Consider the following 15079-nt stretch of genomic DNA (forward strand, 5'->3'; position numbering starts at 1 on the left):
CATCTTTTTAAGGAGGTGGGTATATGAGTCATGCAGTCCCTTTTTTACGACGTCCCCTTTCCGTTGCTCTATTTCTGGCGGCGTTATCTCCGGGAGGAGCGCTACACGCAGAAGTGAGCCCAGATGAAGAAGGAGAGAGTGCTCAGTTAGGCGCGGTTACCGTAACCGCACGTCATGTTGAGGAAGATGCCAAGCGCCTGCCGTTGACGATCAATGTGATCGGAAAGGAGGAGATCGTCCGGCAGCGGATGAACAGTCTGGAAGATGCACTTCGGCTGACCCCCGGTGTTGATCTGCAATCCTATGGAGATACATCTAACACGGCGATCCGAATTCGGGGCGTTGGTGCTTTGAACAAAACCAGCCGGGATGATAGTTCGGTTGTGCTTTATGTGGATGGTATGCCGCAGCCGGTTGCTAATTCAACGCTGGCGACGCTGGATCTGGAACGGGTTGAGGTGCTTAAAGGGCCGCAGGGAACCCTGTTTGGCAGAAACAGTGAAGCGGGGGTTGTTCAGGTCATTACTCGTCAGCCAGGGTTTGAGCCGGAAGCCAATGTAAGGCTTGAATATGGCCAAAATAACCAAACCCTTGTTGAAGGAGCTGGAACTCTTCCGTTGCATGATAATCTGACCAGCCGTTTTGCTTTGCGCTATCAGGGGTCAGAGCACCCGGTAGAAAACCTGCACGACAATCAGCCGTTATCTGAACCTGAAACCCTGGTTGCCCGAGGGACTTTTAAATGGTTGCCAACAGACTTTACCGAAGCCACTTTAAGTCTGTCCCATCAGCGCATGCGCGATCACGCTGCGGCTATGGTACTCAGACCTTACGGATCAACCCCAACAATGGGAATTGAGCCAGGTCTTATTGATGATGATAAGGATGTCAGTCAGGCGGTATTGAATGTTCAGACGGAACTGGATGGTATGCAGTTCACCTCTATCACGGGTCTGGTGGATTCAGAGGATCAGGCCGTTACCGCGATGTACGAAGAGTTGCTCTACGAAAAACTGATCGGTATGGCACCGCCGAGTGCTGACAGAACCATTGATACTTCTGAGCAGTCTTTTAATCAGGAGCTGCGTCTGTCATCGCTGCCCGGGGATAAGGTGTTCTGGGTGACAGGTCTGCACTATTTTCAAAGTGACCGGAACATGGCCTCCAGCGAGTTGAATGACACCTTTTATCCATCCAATCCCTATAACGCCGAGATTGACCGAGACTTTGAAGCATCCAGTTTTGCCCTGTTTGGTGAGACGACGTTCCCATTAACGCAGCAGCTGTCACTGACAACAGGCCTGCGCCATACCTGGGATGAGAAAGAATACGAGGATTACTGGAAGGCGGATGCGACCCACCCTGATGCCGGGCTGGTGCGCACCGATAAACAGAAGCTGACCGATGATTATACAACGGGGCGTATAGCATTGGGCTATCAGCTTAATGCCGACAATAACCTCTATGCATCTTATTCACGGGGTTATAAATCAGGGGGCTGGGGCGACCATGGCAGTAATATCGCTTCAGGCGGAAAGGATGAAGCCTATAAGGCCGCCAGTGTTGATGCCTGGGAACTGGGCTGGAAAGGCGAGGCTCTGAATGGGGATCTGCTGGTTAATACAGCGGTGTTTCTGACGGAGACCTCCAAGGATCACCTATACACCTGGGACCCGACTACCTTTGCTGTTGGTGTTGAGAATCTGGATACCCGCAGCCAAGGGGCAGAGTTGGATATTCAATGGCAGATGTTTGAGTCATTACGCCTGAACGCTGCGCTGACTTACACCGATGCAGAAATTACTGGGGTGGCCGCAGGCAGTGCTTCCGGTGTTGAAAAAGGGCACCGAGTGCCTGAAGCCGCTCGCTGGAATACCTCTTTGGCGGTGAATCACCAGCATCCGGTTAAGTTGTCTGGTTTTTCAGGGGCTTATCTGAACAGTAACCTTTCCTGGCGTTATGTGGGCGACCGTTTCAGCGGCCCGGAGAACTACCTTGAACTGCCTTCGTACCAGCTGGTTAATGCTCGCATTGCACTGACCATGAAGCAGACCGAGGTCTATCTCTGGGGCAGTAACCTGCTGGATGAGGAGTATGACCTGTATGGTTTTTATTACCCATCCATGATGTCGGGTGGGCCGGATGCCACTCTGGGCGCGCCGGGTGAAGGACGACTGCTGGGAATGGGGATAAGCCATGCATTCTGATCAGCCGTCGGAAATGACGCGTTACAACTGGGTGTTGCTGTTTAGTCTTTATATTACTCAGTTTGTGGCGATGGGGTTCTTTCTGATCGCCCTGGTTGCCATCATGCGGGAGCAGGGATACAGCCTGGAAAGTCTGAGTGTGATTTATCTGCTGGGACTTTTCTGGGTGTTTAAGTTTCTTTGGGCACCTGCCATTGATCGTTGGAAATTGCCTGGTCGTGGTCATTTTCGAAGCTGGTTGTTGTTACTGCAGTTTTTGATGGTTGTGGTGTTGCTGGTGATTGCACAGCAACCACTGGATGGCTCTTTTACCAAGCTTTTTCTTTATTGTATGTTGCTGGCTTTTTTGTCGGCGACTCAGGATATTGCTGCCGATGGCTTATCCTGCAGCCTGTTGCTACCGACAGAACGGGGAGTGGGTAACGGCGTTCAGTCTGCCGGTGGCCTGATTGGTAATATGCTGGGTGGGGGCGGCGTTTTAATACTCTACCCCTGGCTGGGCTGGGAGGGCAGTCTCTATCTGTTAGCCGCAGGAACCAGCATCAGTCTGATATTGCTGTTTTTCTTCCGGGAGCCGGATACCCGTCCGGTTGTTCAGGGGGTCGGTAATGTTTTTCGTTACATACAAACCTTCTGGAAGCAGCCTCACTACGGTGGCTGGCTGCGGCTGTTGCTGATTTTTCCGGCGGGCATCGGGCTGGCTTATGGGCTGTTGACGCCTCTGTTGGTGGATGTCGGTTGGTCCATGGAGCAGATCGGTCTGGTGATGAATGTGATCGGGAGTTTGGTTGGTGTTTTTGCTTCAATTCTGGTGGGCTGGCTGTTACATCGTTATACCCGGCGTCGGGTGCTGCTCTCATCGGCTATTTTTCAGTGCGCGGCCTTGCTGGCGCTACTCTTACCTGTGTTGGGCTATACTGATCTACTCAGTGTGGGGTTGGCCATCGGTCTGTTTTATTTTGCCTTCACCGCCGTCACAACGGTACTGATGACTCTGATGATGGATCATGCATCAAAGGCCACGCCCTCCACGGATTATGCCATGCAGTTTGGCATTAACGCTTTGCTGAGTTATTTAATGGCTGCTGCCAGTATGTTGCTGGCCGGTTGGTTAGGTTATGGTGGGGTGATTCTTTTTGCGCTGATACTGGGTCTGTCAGGGCTGCTTTTATCACTCAGATTTCAGTCGTCTGGTGCCGATCATGCATCCATGACGGACTTTCATCCGGAAAAAATACAAGAGGGGGCGTACAGATGATAGCGGGGATGCATTCCGGTTCAGGGGAATCCTGTGAGACTGTTTGTGAACACCAGCATCCACATGACTTTGGTCAGGGTAAAAGGCAAAAAGCGGAAAGACGCACCCTGCTGGTCACTTTGCTGACACTGGCAACCATGCTGGCAGAAATACTGGGTGGATGGCTGACCGGCTCTATGGCGCTGTTGGCTGATGGCATCCATATGGGTGGTCATGCCCTGGCCCTTGGGCTGGCGACTCTGGCCTATTACCTGACACGGCGTTACGCCCAGGATCGCCGGCTAAGTTTGGGTAGCGGTAAAATTATTGATCTGTCCGCCTGGACCAGCGCTTTGTTTCTGGCCGCCACAACCGTCTGGCTGGTGGTGGAATCGATTCACAGGTTGCTGACCCCCCAGGATTTAATGATTAAAGAAGCGGCAATCGTTGCTGTGCTGGGGCTGCTGGTAAACCTGTTTTCCGCCTGGCTGCTGGCGGGGGCGCATGAGCATCACCACGACCATCACCATCATCATGGTGATAGCCATGGCCACGACATGGGTCATAAACCCGCACATCAGCAGGACAACAACCTCAGAGCCGCTCTGGTTCATGTGATCGCTGATGCCGTAACATCGGTTGCCGCGATGATTGGCTTACTGGCAGCCTGGTTATGGGGCTGGAGCTGGTTAGACCCTGCCATCGCCCTGGCGGCATCCTTTGTGATTCTGCGCTGGGCTGCCGGCCTTCTGAAACAAACCGCCAGCGTACTGTTGGATATGGAAGGGCCTGATTTACTTCGGAACAAGGTTAATAACCAGCTCGAAAGCCAGAATGGCGTAGCCGTGGTGGATCTGCACCTCTGGTCAGTCGGGCAGGGTGCCTGGACCCTGGTCGCCAGCCTGGTGACCCATGACACCGCCATTACCCCGGACAGCTGCAAAGCCTTGCTTAGCGACATCGACGGCCTGCACCACCCCATTGTTGAAATCAACTACTGCTCAACCTGTAATACTTCTGATTAAGTGGTCATTACTTACTTGTTAAAAAATTGGTTTTAGCTATAGAAACCCCGATATTTTCTTGGATATAAAGTTGGATTTATGAACTATTTTGCGTCTCCTTTTTTGGGTGTTCAGTTGATTGAACAGGTGACGAACCCAAATATAATTGTTGGTAAACATAGCTACTACTCGGGTTATTATCATGGTCATAGTTTCGACGATTGTGCGCGCTACCTTAGCCCAGATAGAAGTGATGTTGATAAGCTGGTAATCGGTAGCTATTGCTCTATAGGTTCTGGTGCGGTGTTTATGATGACTGGAAACCAAGGACATCGAAGTGACTGGATTAGCTCATTTCCGTTTTTCTATCAAGATGATGAAAACTTCGCGAGTGCCGAAGACGGTTTCCAGCGTTCCGGCGACACTGTCATTGGAAATGATGTGTGGATTGGCTCCGAAGCCATGATTATGCCTGGTGTCAAAATTGGGGACGGTGCGATTATTGCTGGCCGTGCTGTAGTAACCAAAGATGTAGCTTCATATGAAGTAGTGGGTTCTAATCCGGCGAAGCATATTAGGTTTCGGTTTTCAGAATCTGAGGTTTCTATGTTGTTAGAGATGAAGTGGTGGACTTGGTCTGAGCTAAAGCTAAAAGATTGTATGAAATACCTTTGTTCGTCGGACATTGAAGGGCTATATAGGTATTGGAAAAGAGAGATCAGAATATAACAGGCACAGTAATGACGTAATTAAAATTGCGCCTTCTTTTAGCAGAAAAATGATTATTTTTTGGCAGAGGTTTTTCTACAGGTTCGTTATGTGAATGGGTGGGCTAAATGTCTTCTATACCAAAAAATAAGGATGAATTGGAGTTAGCCATAAGCTCAATATTTCCGAAACTCATGGCTGACTATCGTTCAATTCCGGAAAGCAAAGCTCGCAAACTTGGTGTAGAGGGAAACGTCAAAGGTACAGTCATTAGTGTTAGCGATACCGTGGCTTACTTGATAGGCTGGGGGAAACTCGTTCTTAAATGGCATCACTTAAGATCTCAAAACCAGCCTGTAGAATTCCCGGAAACTGGTTATAAATGGAACCAATTAGGCTCACTCGCCGAAAGCTTCTACGAAGAGTATCGGGACTGGAGATATGGTGATTTACTCATTGAGCTTGAGTCTACAGTTAACGAGATACTTTTACTCATTTCAAGCTCAAGTGACCATGAGCTGTATGGTGTTGCGTGGCATGAACAATGGACTTTCGGGCGCATGATTCAGTTTAATACGTCATCACCTATGAAAAACATGCGTACAAAAGTTCGGCGTTTCAATCGAGAACTCACATAACAGTTTAAGAGTAATTCAGCACGCGTGGCATTTTACTATGCGCTGATTTTAGTGATTTAGGCTGTATGCGTAGAGTCTGTGCAATATGCGTTATCAATGATATTAAGCACTCTCCATTTGAGGGCATAGGTAAACCAGAGCCACTAAAAGAAAACCTATCTGGCTTTTGGTCCCGCCGTATTGATGATACCAATAGGCTTGTTCAAGCACTAGGGCTACAACCAAACGTCAATGGTGGTGATCAATTATCAGGATCAGTTGCAGCCCGGTACTTTTGAGTACGCCCTGCATTATCCCCGTTTTTTCTAAAGAGGCTGAAAAGCTGATCTTTCCACGTTTCATCAGCCTTATAAGAATGATAGCGAAGGTCGCCCTGCTTATGCCCAGGCGATTCTGCTAAAAATCATCCTGTTTGCTTATTCTAAAGGCATCACCTCCAGCCACGAGGTTCAGTGGCAACTGTATTGCCTAGTGCATAATGTAGAAAAACTGGCAAAATATGGGCATATCAGCCAGTAAAACAGAGCCAGTACAGCCTTAAACAGACACTGAAAGCAGCAGGATACCTGGCATACAGACAGCCAAAGCTTAAAAAGGCTGGAAATACAGAATCAACAAACGATGGCCGATAAAAACCGGCCATTGAAAATAAACAACAGAGAGCGAGCTGTTGGTGGGAAAAGCTGGCTGAAGACAGGTTTTTCTACAGACTCGTTAGTTTGCATGGATAAACGCTCACCCCAGTTATTATTTCTAGGGTCAAAGTTGTGTTATTTCAGGTGATTCTGGGGTAGCTGTGATTGACCTAAGACAGCAACGACTAAGATAAAGTCATCTTCTTTGGTGAAATAAGCTGTGTGTTTTCCAATCGGGAAATAAAAGCCATTTGGATATATCTCGTCACAACTTCTGCCTAAACCTGGATTATCAGCTAGCATCTGAAACCCTGATAGCAGAGTATCTTTGTAGTTATGCCACTGTAATTCAGAAAAGTTTTCAACAGTGTAGTTTTTTACTTTGCGCAAGTGAGATTGCGCTAAGTTACTTAGCTTGTATTTGTTCTTTTGCATAAGTTAGTTACAGCGAGTTCAGAAAGCTTTTGCCGTCAACAACGTTTCCAGTGTTCAAGTCTTCTTTAGCTGACTTAAAGCAGTGTTTGAGGTACTCAACTTTCATAGCTTCTAGCTCTTCAAAGTCACGAATGGACATGACAACGACAGTATCTTTACTGTTTTTGCTGATTTTTACTGGCTCGCGTTGTGCGCTTAGAAGTAGTTCGCCGAAATTTCGTTTGGCATCATTGGCTGTTAATGTATGCATGGTCAGTTCCTAATTGAGTATACAGTTAGATTATAATATATCGCATGAAATGTTCAATTTAATTAAACCGTGTGATTCGTGCGAAATGTAAACTAACAAACTGGTCAAGAGGGATTCGCAACGCGTGGCATTTTTACTATGCGTTGGTTTTTGTGGTTACAAAAATCATCCTGTTTGCTTATTCCAAAGGCATCACCTCCAGCCGTGAGATCCAGTGATGCTGCGATACCGTCCCGCACCTCACCACCCATGCTTATTTTGTCAGCAGCCAGTCCTTGGCCATTGGGAATTAAGTGGTCTGGATCGTTGATCGATCTGCTGTATATGTTAATGACCAAAAGCCACCCTTGTCTTATTTATTTACATCATGATTTTTGGGTGTGAATAGTGCTTTTTTAAATACCAGGCTTGAAAAAAGCACTTTCTTGTATTGAGGTTTAGCGCCCAATAACCTGAGACCCACGAAGTGTCATGATGGTGCCCGAAGCCATAGCTACTAACTTGCCGTCCTCTCTGAGTATTTCGCACTGGTAATGACTAATGGTGCGTCCGAGCTGAATGGGACTTGCTGTAGCGATGAGTGTCGATTTCCACACAGGGCGGAAGAATTTAATTTGCAGATCAATACTCGTAAAAGACTCACCTGATTTAATAGCGGTAGAGTGGGCCGTACCGATGGTGGCATCTGCAAGTTCGCTGAGTAGTCCGCCGTGGACAGTGCCTTGCTGATTACCGTGTAAGGCGGGATCAGTATTCATTGCCAGGGATGCCAGTGCGTTATCTACGGCGATGATACGGAAGCCGAGCAGCTTGGAAATAGCTGTTGGGTACAGCATTTCTGTCTTTGCATTTGTAGGCAAGCTGCCATCGATTTGTTTTTTAAGAAACTCTAATGTGGGAAGCATAACAGTCATAAGAACTCCTTGGTCTTAGATAATGACTGTAATTTAACAATATCTATGTTATTGGTATATTTAATAATTTTTATATTTTGATATAGGTTTTTTCTATGCTTAAAACCCAGCATTTACGGTTTTTAGTAGCAGTCGTAGATTATGGTAGTGCTATTAAAGCAGCAGAGCGTTTGCATATATCGCAACCAACAATCTCGGCAGGCCTTAAAGCACTGGAAGAAGAGTTAGGAGGAGGGTTATTTGATCGTAGTGGACCATCAAATAGGCCGTTACGTCTGACTCTAAAAGGGCAGCGGTTTTATCAAAGGGCTTTGAATATACTGGAACAGTGTGAGTCTGCTTTAGAGGAATTTGCTGGTCAGTCAACCGAGAAGGTGAAAATAATATTGGGCGTCATCGATACTCTTCCGCAGGACGTGGTTGCGGATGCGCTCTTGCTATTCAAAGCGGCTGAACCTAATGTCAGTCTTAATTGGTGGGAGGGTTCCAGTAGAAAGGTAACCAGCTGGTTTAGTCAGGAACGACTAGATATTGTTTGGAATAATGTGGGTGACTTGACCCCTAATGCCAAGCTGCTTTGGCGAGAGCGGCTCGTGGCTGTTGTAAACCCAGACCACCCCTATATTAAGAGCACAGGCACAATTTCTATTCGAGACTTAGCCAAATACCCCTTTATACATAGGTCTCGCTGTGAGTTGGATCCATTAGGCTATGCACGACTTAAAGGCGCGGGCGTTAAACTTAATGTTCAAGGCAGGGTTGAGCGCGAAGACCTGGCTTTTCGACTCGTAAAGCACAGCCAAAGCTTCACCTTGGCTCCGGAAAAACTGGTTCCTCCTGGTTTGATACCGGTGGAAGTTTCAGGGCTGAATATCGAGCGCAATATAGGCTTGCAATGGAAGGTAGGTACTCCTTTGAGGGTTATTTCGGCATTGACGAGTGCAATTGAGCAGGCCGTTCGAAAAGTGTAAAAGTGTTGTTAAAAACGGGGCTCCCATAATTTATCCGACCAAAATCAGCCTTCTGATTTACATTTAAAGCACTGGTGGAATTTTGAGTGTTAATCCAGTCGTGCATTCCCGTTAAGGGCTGAGCGGCCGTATATTTTCGAGTGGGTGAAAAATGCTGCTTAATCAAGGTCTTATCTAGCTGGTTTTTCTTTATCCGGCCCCGCAAAAAAAGCCGCCAGTTCACTCGAACTGCAAATACAGGTGTCATCGAGTGAAATTTGTACACATAAAACCTCACTTTTTAGACAAGGATTTAGGTGCTTGGCCAAAGAAACGACTAAAGGCTGTGCTAAAGTTTGAAGGGTGCTGATAGCCCACTGCGTAAGCTGTTTGGGCAACTTGGTTGCCAGCTTCAAGGAGCTCCCATGCTTTATTCATACGGATTTCCAGTAGCATTTTATAAGGACTGATTTGATAAACGGCTTTAAAGCCTGATTTCAATTTGCTTTCACTTAATCCCACCTGTTTCCCAATATACGCTAATGTTAATGGCTCGCTCATATACCGAATCATCAGGGATTTCGCCTTGATTAATTTGAGTTCATCCAGACGGTTGATGGAAGGTTTTTGTATTTCTTTATCGAAGTTTTTTCCTAGTAATGAAAGCTGCTCACTGAGTAGGTTAAACGTTAAAATTTTCTTTTCTAATGGCCTTTCTGTATGACTACTCATCATCAATGCCATTAACCTGTTTATATAATATTGAGTGTGATTCGCTGTTTTTGCGCGCCAATGTTGTTTTGGTGTAGGTATTTTTTCAGTATCGCACTCAAAAGGAACATCGTAATCTTCAAAAAAGCGACCATCGATTAAAATACGCAGCTGGCTGACTTTCTGATTGGCTTTAAAAAGCCTTTCACCAGAACTGTTTCCAAAAGTGGACAAGGTTGTGTGGTTAGAAGAAAAAACAAAATCTTCATTCAGGCAATTTTTGGAGCGATAGCATGAGAGGCCTTCTAACCCATAGGTTAAACTGAAAGTAGAAGCTCTTCTTTCGATAATGCTTTCTTCAATGATGTCTCGGTTTGGTGTGTAACTTGAATAGGCAATCGACAACCCCGGTGCTAGGGCAAAGCGATCGACATAACACTCTCCTAGCTCTTTTGACATAGACAATCTCTGCCAACCCTTGTTAAGGCTATCGTCGGTAAAAAAAGCATTTTTATTGACTCGATACGCCATGTTTTTCTGCTTCCTATCTTCCAATATTGTTGCCAGCTATTGCCACTGCGTACCTAAAAAACGTATTGAATATGTTTTTTGACGAAATGAATAAGCATCCAAATGATAATCAATCTCAGTGAAGTCTATCATGTTTTTCCATCCCGTAAAGATAGAGTTATGCAGAGGAAAAAGATCCATGATAAGACCGTTATTTTCACACGCTACGCTTCTTGCTGGCGCCCTTGCTCTAACTGTTACGTCAGCTTTTGCTGAAGAAAAAACAGAAAAAAGCGCAGCCGATGATGGTGTTTTATTGCCGGAATTAACCATTACCGCAAACAAGCAAGAACAAACCTTGTCTACCGCGCCAGTGCACGCAAGTGTTTACGGTGGCGAACAGCTGCAAGACGAAGGCATTTATGGCTTAAGTCAGTTGGAAGGCAAGTTTGCAGGGCTGAGCTTTCAGCCTTTTGGACAGTCTGGTATTAACTCTCCTGTATTAAGAGGGTTAACGGCTAACTTCAATGCACTTTCTAGCTCAACATTATTGATGGTTGATGGTGTTCCTACATTAACGGCGCAGGGTTATGAAAGCACCCTAGTTGATGTGGATAGAATTGAAATCTTACGAGGGCCGCAATCCACTGTGTATGGACGTAATGCGGAAGTGGGCGTGATTTCGGTTTTTAGTAAAGACTTAGACGGTGAAGACAAAACCCGATTAGGCTTAGGGATTGGTAGCCGTAATAAAAAAGTTGTTCAAGCCTCTACTAGCCAGACTCTCATTGAAGACACCTTATATGCCAGTTTAGCGGGTGAGTTTGTCGAGCAAGATGGTTTTATTGACAATAGGACAACAGGTAAAAAGGCGGACGATAAAGAGCACCAAAATCTAAGCGCTGGCGTTCGCTGGTTAATGTCAGAAGATACCGATATCGTAGTACGCTACCGTCGCCAAAGCTATGATGATGGTGCCATGTTATGGAATAGCGCAAGCGCGACTGAACGCACCACCGTTGCATCTGGTACCGACAGTTATAATACCTCTGTCGGCCAGACCTTTTCGATTAATGCGACTCATAATACCTCGTCAGGCTTGCAGTTTAATTCGGTGACGGCATACAACGATTTTCAAGATGAGGTTCAACAAGACACTGATTTTAGTGCGGCTGAAATTCTTTATATTGGACGGGATAACCACCTGCGAACCTTATCCCAAGAGTTCCGTTTAGAAGGCAATCTTGGTGACTCTCAATGGTTGGTTGGGGCCTATCTTGAAAAACAAGATCATGATCTCAGCACTACATCAAAAAATTATTTTGGTTTAACCACATTAGACGCCGGGCAGGCTGGTAATTCTTATGCATTATTTACCAACTGGACGGTGCCATTGCGCTCTGATGTTCGATTAATTGCAGGGCTTCGTGGCTCTCGTGATGAGGTGACGATTACACCAACGAGTTCCGATGAAAAGTCTGAAACCTGGACAGAGTTAACACCTCAATTAACGCTTCAATATCTTATTAATCCAGATCACATGGCCTACGCAACTTATGCGGAAGGTATGAGAGCTGGTGGATTCAATATGGTGACTGCATCTGCAGATTACTCTTCTTATGATCCTGAAAAAAACCAAAGTTTTGAGCTGGGTTTGAAAGGTAAGCTGTTAAGTCAGCAGTTGAATTACAGCCTGTCGGCTTACCATATGAACATAGATAATATGCAAGTGATGCAAATGCCGACAGCGGGGGTTATTTATTTGACCAATGCCGCTGAGGCTACGTCAGAAGGTGTTGAAGCATCCCTTGCTTATAATTTCAACGACAGTTGGAGTATGGAAACTGGTCTGGCTTGGAACAAAACACGTTTTGATAAATTTGTCGATGGCAGCAGTAATTACACAGGAAATACCAACTTATTCGCGCCAGAGATAAATGGACATGCAACGTTTCGTTATGACGGTAGTAATAGTTTATCGGCTGCGGCGAGTCTTGTTGCCACTGGATCAGTGTATTTGAATGCGGCCAATACGTATGAGCAAGAAGGTTATAAAATTATAAATCTATCAAGTAGTTATGCGATGACAGATAACATAAGGACTTCTGCCTATGTGAATAATATTGAAGACCGCGAATACGATGCTGTTGGCTACCAAAATGGTTATGTCACTGTGTACAGCCCACCAAGAGAATTTGGTTTCAAGTTCACGATGGATCTTTAAGGGAGAATAACCATGGCATTATTAGATCATCATGAACTACAACCATTTTGGGATTTGGCAGGCGGACAAGTAAAAATCAAGGCACTAGAAATAGCGCTTTCTAAATCTTTGTTTGACTTATTGTTGTCGCGATCTAACGCGGAAGGCGTTGCACATCATGAATCTTTTGATTCGCCTTTGAATGTAAAAAATACAGAAGTTTGGTTGGATTTATTATGGAGTATGGGCTGCCTAGAGAAATTTTTAGAAGAAACATCGGGTGAAGTGTTGTACTCAACAAGCGAGATGGCGAAAAACTATTTTGTACCAAGCTCATCATTAGATTGTTCTCAGGCGGTTGCCTTTCGTCTGAACACCCTACAAACATTCACCTCAGGATTTGAAAAGTTATTGCATGCTCCAGAGCGAGTGCCCAAAAAAGAAAATAATGCAGAATCGGCGCTTAATATGGCGGTGGCTTGGGCTGATGCCGCCAAAGCTCAGATTTTCCAAGAGCAACGAGCCGTTACAGTTCCAATGCTTAATAAAATTATGGATTACCTGATGGCCTCTGGTGACGGGGTATTCCTGGCGGAGCAAAGGGTTAAACAGATGCACTTTTTAGATTTAGGCGGTGGCCCTGGCTTATCGGCGCTAGCCTTGGCGAAGCGCTTTCCTGAAGCAACGGGTGTGGTGTTCGACTTTCCAGAAACCGCCAAAGTGGCAAATGACAATATTCTTGCTGCAGGGCTTCAAGATCGTGTATCGATTCAATCTGGCGATTTGAATACTGCGCAACCAGAAGGCGCCTTTGATTTGATTTGGTGTTCCTCCGTATTGCATTTTCTAGACAGCGCAGATGAGGCGATAGCACGCATTTCAACGCTCTTAAAACCGAATGGTATTTTATTAATTCTTCATGCGGAACAGACGCCTGAAAAAGACCATTGTGAACGGGTATTACCCTTTTATTTATTTATGGTAATGAAAGGAAGTTACCTACCTAAACAAGGAGAAATTTCCAAAATACTTAATCAAAACAGCATAAGTGTTATAGCCTCAAAGGAGGTCGCCTGTTCTCCCATGGCCCCAGTGTGGCTGCATATAGGGAGGAAAAACCATGCATAAATCCTCCTATTTTTACCTGCACTTTGTGATTGGCTTGTGTAACTTTGCCCTAGCCGCTACATCAATTTATCTGTTTCTTGGTTTACCGCTTGTTATGCGAGAACAAGGTTGGAGCGGAACAGAAATAGGCTTATTCCAAATGTCGGGCTTGCCTGTTATTTTCAAGTTTCTCTTTGCTTCGCCCATAGACAGATTTCGTTTTAAACACGCTAATTACATGAAGTGGAGCTTAGCACTCGGTGGTGCTTTTGTGTTTTGCCTGTTGGCTCTGGCTTCATTAGACCTAGCAACCACTACATTTAAAACCTTATTCATTCTGGCCTTATGCACCTCATTCGTGGTTTCTTGGCTGGATATTCCGGTGAATGCCTTAGCCATTGAGCGCTTGCCTGAAGAAGAACGCTCGAAAACCGGCGTGATTCGTTCTTCTGTCACTTCACTTGCATCAGTGATTGGTGGCGGTTTGATGCTACTGGTCTACGCAAAATTAGGTTGGTCTTGGCCCTTCTATTTGTTTGCTTTAGCCGTGGTTCTTGCGGGCATATTTTTAGTGCTGGCAGGGCGGGCTTTTCCTCCTATTCAGGATTCAGCCGCAGAGACCACTTTGGTAAAAAATGTATCCTTCTTTGCCATGTGGAAAGGCTACTTTCAGCGGCCAAACATGAAAATATGGAATCTTATCTTGATGCTGTATTTTCCGTTTATCGGTGCGGCTTGGTTGTATCTAAAACCCTCTATTTTAGACATGGGTATCTCCTTAGATAATGTGGCTTGGATTGCCAGTGCTGCAGGTATCGTAGCAGCCTTAGCAGGTCTTATTTATAGCTTTTTTATACAAAAGATTTCTCCTTATCGTGCGTTATTTGCCTTTTCGATTGTGAATGTTATCACCTTGTTTGGAATGTACATGGCGGCTTCTATGCTGTGGTTAGATTGGCGTTTAATCCTCGCTGTGATGGGACTTGCTATTGCGTTAGGGCTGTCTGCGGGGGTGATCTTTGGTTTAATTATGATTCACAGCCGTCAGGACTTGTCGGCCAGTGATTACGGTCTGCAATCCAGTTTATTTGCCTTAACAAGAATGCTTGTTCCTATATCCGCTGGCATCATGCTGGACACACTAGGTTATTCAGGGATGTATCTAGGGTTGGTTTTAGGGGCTTTGATAGTGTGTGCCTTGTCATTGTATTGGATGATAGAAAAAGAGAGGGAGAATGAAAGTGGGAAACATTAGTATTGTTGAAAAACAAGAAGGTGAGAATAATATTGCTTTAAAAGCACCTAAAAAATGGAAATTAATGTTGTTGGTTTGGGTGACGATTTATCCACTGCTTAACATATTTTTTCCACTGCTAATGCCTTATATCGTTCAATTGCCACAGCCCATTAGGCTCTTAATTATGACTATTATCATCGTGCCTATCATGAGTTTTATATTGGGTCAGCTGCATAAAAGGCTGCACCTGTGGCTGAGGGAATAAACTTATTTGAAGTAAAAAAGTAGGCACCAGGTAACAAAGGGGAAAGTGGTGCTTTTTCCTTCCTGTGT

14 protein-coding genes and 3 pseudogenes are annotated in these 15079 nt (G+C 45.5%); 13 read left to right on the plus strand and 4 right to left on the minus strand.

Features of this window, described 5'->3' with window-relative positions; all coding sequences use genetic code 11:
• Nucleotides 1-23: 23 nt before the first annotated feature.
• The 7 genes and pseudogenes from BTA35_RS15895 to BTA35_RS18955 form a co-directional block, all read left to right on the plus strand.
• Nucleotides 24-2207 (plus strand): TonB-dependent receptor, encoded by a 2184-nt coding sequence (locus BTA35_RS15895; RefSeq protein WP_078320801.1) that lies wholly within the window; start codon nt 24-26, stop codon nt 2205-2207.
• A complete protein-coding gene (locus BTA35_RS15900; protein ID WP_078320802.1) occupies nt 2197-3465 on the plus strand; it encodes an MFS transporter in 1269 nt (422 codons plus the stop codon). Before BTA35_RS15895 ends, BTA35_RS15900 begins: the two co-directional genes overlap by 11 nt.
• Entirely contained in the window at nt 3462-4469 is a 1008-nt protein-coding gene (gene dmeF, locus BTA35_RS15905; RefSeq protein WP_202931287.1) for a CDF family Co(II)/Ni(II) efflux transporter DmeF, read from the plus strand. The genes BTA35_RS15900 and dmeF overlap by 4 nt, the downstream gene beginning before the upstream one ends.
• Before the next feature lie 78 nt (nt 4470-4547).
• Nucleotides 4548-5177, plus strand: a complete 630-nt coding sequence (catB, locus tag BTA35_RS15910; RefSeq protein ID WP_078320803.1) for a type B chloramphenicol O-acetyltransferase — start codon at nt 4548-4550, stop codon at nt 5175-5177.
• A gap of 107 nt (nt 5178-5284) precedes the next feature.
• Nucleotides 5285-5794 (plus strand): ClbS/DfsB family four-helix bundle protein, encoded by a 510-nt coding sequence (locus BTA35_RS15915; protein WP_078320804.1) that lies wholly within the window; start codon nt 5285-5287, stop codon nt 5792-5794.
• A gap of 89 nt (nt 5795-5883) precedes the next feature.
• Nucleotides 5884-6072, plus strand: a pseudogene (locus BTA35_RS15920) (Txe/YoeB family addiction module toxin); the annotation flags it as partial.
• Nucleotides 6026-6250, plus strand: a pseudogene (locus BTA35_RS18955) (transposase); the annotation flags it as partial. The pseudogenes BTA35_RS15920 and BTA35_RS18955, both read left to right, overlap by 47 nt.
• Nucleotides 6251-6564: 314 nt before the next feature.
• On the opposite strand, the gene BTA35_RS15930 reads toward BTA35_RS18955, so the two are convergent.
• Together BTA35_RS15930 and BTA35_RS15935 are read right to left on the minus strand one after the other, a co-directional pair.
• Nucleotides 6565-6864 (minus strand): type II toxin-antitoxin system RelE/ParE family toxin, encoded by a 300-nt coding sequence (locus BTA35_RS15930; RefSeq protein ID WP_078320806.1) that lies wholly within the window; start codon nt 6862-6864, stop codon nt 6565-6567.
• Nucleotides 6865-6871: 7 nt separating this feature from the next.
• On the minus strand, nt 6872-7114 hold the full coding sequence (locus BTA35_RS15935) for a type II toxin-antitoxin system Phd/YefM family antitoxin (protein ID WP_078320807.1): 243 nt from the start codon (nt 7112-7114) through the stop codon (nt 6872-6874).
• A 152-nt stretch (nt 7115-7266) separates the two neighbouring features.
• On the opposite strand from BTA35_RS15935, the pseudogene BTA35_RS18960 reads away from it, so the two are divergent.
• Nucleotides 7267-7398, plus strand: a pseudogene (locus BTA35_RS18960) (transposase); the annotation flags it as partial.
• Nucleotides 7399-7551: 153 nt separating this feature from the next.
• Here BTA35_RS18960 and BTA35_RS15945 read toward each other — a convergent pair.
• Nucleotides 7552-8028, minus strand: coding sequence for a PaaI family thioesterase (locus tag BTA35_RS15945; RefSeq protein ID WP_078320808.1), 477 nt, complete (start codon nt 8026-8028; stop codon nt 7552-7554).
• 95 nt (nt 8029-8123) lie between these two features.
• Here BTA35_RS15945 and BTA35_RS15950 point away from each other — a divergent pair, with 95 nt between their 5' ends.
• Complete coding sequence (locus BTA35_RS15950) at nt 8124-8999, plus strand: LysR family transcriptional regulator (protein ID WP_078320809.1); 876 nt, start codon at nt 8124-8126, stop codon at nt 8997-8999.
• A gap of 273 nt (nt 9000-9272) precedes the next feature.
• Here the strand turns inward: BTA35_RS15950 and BTA35_RS15955 are convergent, their stop codons facing one another.
• Nucleotides 9273-10220 (minus strand): helix-turn-helix domain-containing protein, encoded by a 948-nt coding sequence (locus BTA35_RS15955; RefSeq protein ID WP_078320810.1) that lies wholly within the window; start codon nt 10218-10220, stop codon nt 9273-9275.
• 178 nt (nt 10221-10398) lie between these two features.
• Between BTA35_RS15955 and BTA35_RS15960 the strand changes: the two genes are divergently transcribed.
• The 4 genes from BTA35_RS15960 to BTA35_RS15975 are packed head-to-tail and all read left to right on the plus strand — an operon-like array spanning nt 10399 to nt 15011.
• Nucleotides 10399-12423, plus strand: a complete 2025-nt coding sequence (locus BTA35_RS15960) for a TonB-dependent receptor (protein ID WP_078320811.1) — start codon at nt 10399-10401, stop codon at nt 12421-12423.
• A 12-nt stretch (nt 12424-12435) separates the two neighbouring features.
• A complete protein-coding gene (locus BTA35_RS15965) occupies nt 12436-13530 on the plus strand; it encodes a class I SAM-dependent methyltransferase (RefSeq protein WP_078320812.1) in 1095 nt (364 codons plus the stop codon).
• Complete coding sequence (locus BTA35_RS15970; protein WP_078320813.1) at nt 13523-14764, plus strand: MFS transporter; 1242 nt, start codon at nt 13523-13525, stop codon at nt 14762-14764. Before BTA35_RS15965 ends, BTA35_RS15970 begins: the two co-directional genes overlap by 8 nt.
• Nucleotides 14745-15011, plus strand: coding sequence for a putative antibiotic biosynthesis monooxygenase (locus BTA35_RS15975; RefSeq protein ID WP_103989751.1), 267 nt, complete (start codon nt 14745-14747; stop codon nt 15009-15011). The genes BTA35_RS15970 and BTA35_RS15975 overlap by 20 nt, the downstream gene beginning before the upstream one ends.
• Nucleotides 15012-15079: the final 68 nt, after the last annotated feature.

Source organism: Oceanospirillum linum (genome assembly GCF_001995095.2).
Classification (GTDB): domain Bacteria; phylum Pseudomonadota; class Gammaproteobacteria; order Pseudomonadales; family Halomonadaceae; genus Oceanospirillum; species Oceanospirillum linum.